The following is a 3,599-nucleotide window of genomic DNA, read 5'->3' on the forward strand; positions in this document are numbered from 1 at the left end:
GCCCTGGCCATGCCAGGCCCTTATGAGCGGCACCGCCTGCTGGCGCTGGAACTGGCGGAAGGCGCGCTCGCCGAGGCGCGGGGCACGCTGAGGGCGGCAGGGCGCAAGCTGAAGGCACAACGGCTGCCGCTCGCTGCCTGACGGATCGGAAACAAGCCGCCGTCCATCGGGCGGCGGCTTGTTTTCATCCCGAATTGGTTGGATCAGCCGATCAGCTGGCTCAGTGCCATGGCGACGCTCATGTCGCCTTCGACCTTTATCTTGCCGGACATGAACGCCATGGTCGGGTTGAGATCGCCTGCTATCAGCGACTCCAGATCGTCGAGCGAAAGCTTTATGGTGCAGTCGGCCGGCGCGTCGGTGGTCGAGACATCAGCGCCGTCGATGACGATGACACCGTCGCTGCCGGTGTCGAATTTCACGGAACGATCGAACCCGGCACTCGCCACGCGCGCGCTGATCTTGTCGGCAATTTCCTGAACGCCCATGGCCGTTCTCCTCGTCTCGTTGCGTTTGTCGCAGGTCGGCACTTCGATGTGGCCAAAGTCGCCGTCTTGCGTAGTTCGCGATCACGGTCGCTGGCGCATATAGCTTTGGGTTGACGTTTACGTCAACGCAGTTCCCCGAGATGAAGATGGTTTTATCGCCGCAGTGAAGCTGCTCCGCGAGATCTGTCGGGCGAAGGTCAGGGCGCGCCCAGCCGCCCGCCTGTCACGTCGTGCCTGTAACTCTGGCGGAGGTTCCTTCGGTGGGTTGTTTCCAAAGCCGGCGGCAATCGGGGCAGTTACACGGTTTACGTCATTCAAACAGACGAGGACAGTGGCCAAGCCTGTCCCTAGCGTGGACTCGGCCTCATGCGCTCAGGGTGGTGTAAACGGGACCATGACAGCAGATTCAAGAGCGGTCATCTCACGGCGACCGCGTCAGGGGAGGTTGGATGAACCCGTATCTGGCAGGCGAGGATCAAGACCCCATGATGGCGCTACAAAAGGGGGATGTTCAGTCATGAGAATCAAAAGTCTGATCAAGCGTGCCGAGAAGGTGGACAGAGCGTTCAAGGAGCTCGAAGCCGATTTGGCGAATGCGTTCGATGAGTGTCTCAAGCTAGACGACCAATCGCCGTTGAATGACGTCCCGGATGAGAATCTCGCGGCAAAGAATGACAACTCTCAGCCTGAGGACGATGCGGACACTCCCGAGATCGCATTACGGCTGACTTCCCACGCACAAACCCGACTGGCTGCGTTAAATGCCGTTGATGGGCTCTTTGACGATGCGCGGGAGTATCTGGAGGAGATCAACACGAAACTGTCGGAGATCGCGACCTCGCATCATCTGACAGGCGAATTCCTGAAGCTGCTTCACGGGGACATTCTTCGCGCCAACGAACTGGAACTGGCAAATGTCAGCCTGACCACGCAGCAAAGAGTGCTGTCGGAGCAGCTCCACGACGCGACCAAAAAGCAGCGCGAGCGTCAAAGTGCTGTCGAGGCCCTGCAGCAGCGCGAGACAAGCCTGGTCGAGGACAAGGAGGCACTTCGCGGTGCGCTGGCTGCAGCAAGGCTGGAACTCGTTGTGGCAGGCAATGCGAGCGCAGAACGCGAAGCGGAGTTCGGCGATCTCGTCAAAACGCTTTCGGCCAGAACGGCCGAGGCCAACAGATGCGCACGCGAGAACGACATCCTAAGGGAAAAGCATGTCAGCCTGTCGATCGATCTCGACAAGGCGCTGAAACGGGAAGCTGAGGCGCGGCACAGGCTGGATGAACTCTCGACAATTCATGCCAGTGATGCGACGCGACTTTCGGAACTGCTGGCTGCGCTTGGCAAGAGCGAGAAAGAGGAGATGCGGCTGCAGAAATCGCTCGATATCGCGCAAGCGAAGCTGTCGGAAATGACGGAAGCGGCCCGTATCATGGAAAGTGACAGGGAAGCCGAGCGTGCGCGTAGTTTCACGGAGATCGGCGGCCTGCGTTCTGAAATTCGCAACCTCCAATCACGATTGGAAATTGCCTCGAACGAGAACAGTCAAGCCGCCAGCGAAATCGCCAATCTCAAGGCTCAATGGAGCGACGCTGTGGCCGAAAAGCAAATTGCGGAGGAAAGGTTGTCCGCTCTCAGAAAGGAGAACGAAAACGACAAGATACACCTTTCGACGGTGAGCGCGAATTTTTCGCAGCTTTCCCTGCAGCAGGCATCCGAACAGATACAGCTCGATGTCCAGAGGCAGGAATGCGAGGATCTGCGAGCCGAAGTCGCGTTGCTCGATGCTCGGGTCAAGGAACTGTTGCCCTATGAGCGTCTCCACAAGGCCACAAACGCCAGACCGCATGAGAACGGCGTGGTCGAGATCACCGGTGTCGTGGCGGAGAAGGCTCGGGCCACAAGCAGGCGGCGCGTCCGTACGAGCCTGCGCGCTGCATCCTAAGGCGCGGGTGGGCCGCGCCGATTAGGGTACGTGTGAGCCATCAGCTTAGAGCGTCATGTGCTCATCCAACTGGACACACCGGCACGGCCTAATGCTCGATCGGTCCTTTCGGCATGACGATCGCCGTGCCGGCGGTTGTCGGACGCTCGATCATGCGGCGGACGCGCGGCGGCTCGTCGCCGCTGTGCAGTGCCCGTACGCGCTCGCCGACAACGGCGTCGGCATGGGTGGCCCGCTTGTTGTGGCGGATGTATTCGAGCCATGTCGGCGTGTGGTAGTGCTCGATCCATATTGCGGGATTTTCGAGATCGCGCGCCAGCGTCCAGTTGCGGGCGCCGTCACGGCGGCGGATGCGGCCGCGTTCGGCCATGGTGGCCAGGAATTCCGGCACGTCCTCCTCGCGGATGATGTATTCGATCATGATGGCGATGGGGCCGCTGCGCAGTTTTAGGTCGAGCGCAAGATGCGGCTCCTTGAAACGGTTGGTAGGGTCGAGATTGAGTACTGCCTGCTGCGGCAAAGGCAGCAAGAGGCCGATCGCGCCGCCCGTTAGCATCGCGACGGCAGCCCCGATCAGCGCGAATTCGGCGCCATGCGCATCGGCGACGACACCCCAAATCCAGCTGCCGAGCGCGATGCCGCCGAAGGTCGCCGTCTGATAGACCGAGAGCACCCGGCCGACCACCCAGCGCGGCGTCGACATCTGCACCGTGACGTTGAAATGCGACAGCGCGATCACCCAGCAGGCGCCGCCGATGAGCAGCCCGAGCGACGTCTGCCAGGCGTGGTCGCTGACGGCGGCGTTGAAGGCGCAAAGCGCGAAGCCGACGAATGCCATGCGCACCATCGTCTCGCTGGACAGGATCTGCCTCAGCCGGACGCTGATCAGCGCGCCGCCGACGGCACCGATACCGAACGCACCGAGCATGATGCCGTAGGTCAAGGCATCGCCCTTGACGACATCGCGCGCCACCAGCGGCAGCAGCGCCAGAACCGCGCCGGCGCTGAAGCCGAAAGCCGCACCCCTGACCAGCACCTTGCCGATATTGGGCGACATGGCGACGTAGCGCAGGCCGGCGCCCATCGCCGCCCCCAGCGTCTCGCGCGGCAGTGTCGAGGCTGGCAGGTCCGGCTTCCAGCGGGCAAGCACGATGAGGAGCCCGACATAGCTT

General features: G+C 61.6%; 3 protein-coding genes and 1 pseudogene. 2 read left to right on the top strand and 2 right to left on the bottom strand.

The annotated features are described in order from the left end of the window. Positions 1-141: pseudogene (locus EOA86_RS40660) on the top strand (N-acetyltransferase); the annotation flags it as partial. A 62-nt stretch (positions 142-203) separates the two neighbouring features. Here EOA86_RS40660 and EOA86_RS26815 read toward each other — a convergent pair. Next, on the bottom strand, positions 204-488 hold the full coding sequence (locus tag EOA86_RS26815; protein ID WP_029349714.1) for an SCP2 sterol-binding domain-containing protein: 285 nt from the start codon (positions 486-488) through the stop codon (positions 204-206). Positions 489-1,005: 517 nt separating this feature from the next. Between EOA86_RS26815 and EOA86_RS26820 the strand changes: the two genes are divergently transcribed. After that, positions 1,006-2,427, top strand: a complete 1,422-nt coding sequence (locus tag EOA86_RS26820; RefSeq protein WP_065007573.1) for a hypothetical protein — start codon at positions 1,006-1,008, stop codon at positions 2,425-2,427. Between the two features lie 88 nt (positions 2,428-2,515). On the opposite strand, the gene EOA86_RS26825 is transcribed toward EOA86_RS26820, so the two are convergent. Then, positions 2,516-3,599, bottom strand: a 1,084-nt coding sequence (locus tag EOA86_RS26825; protein WP_128344460.1) for an MFS transporter, incomplete at its 5' end; no start/stop codon positions are given.

It is taken from the genome of Mesorhizobium sp. M5C.F.Ca.IN.020.32.2.1 (assembly GCF_004023105.1).
Taxonomy (GTDB): Bacteria; Pseudomonadota; Alphaproteobacteria; order Rhizobiales; family Rhizobiaceae; genus Mesorhizobium; species Mesorhizobium wenxiniae.

Coding starts and splice junctions, on each gene's coding strand:
- EOA86_RS26815 (WP_029349714.1), bottom strand. CDS start 488: ATGGGCGTTCAGGAAATTGCCGACAAGATCAGCGCGCGCGTGGCGAGT.
- EOA86_RS26820 (WP_065007573.1), top strand. CDS start 1,006: ATGAGAATCAAAAGTCTGATCAAGCGTGCCGAGAAGGTGGACAGAGCG.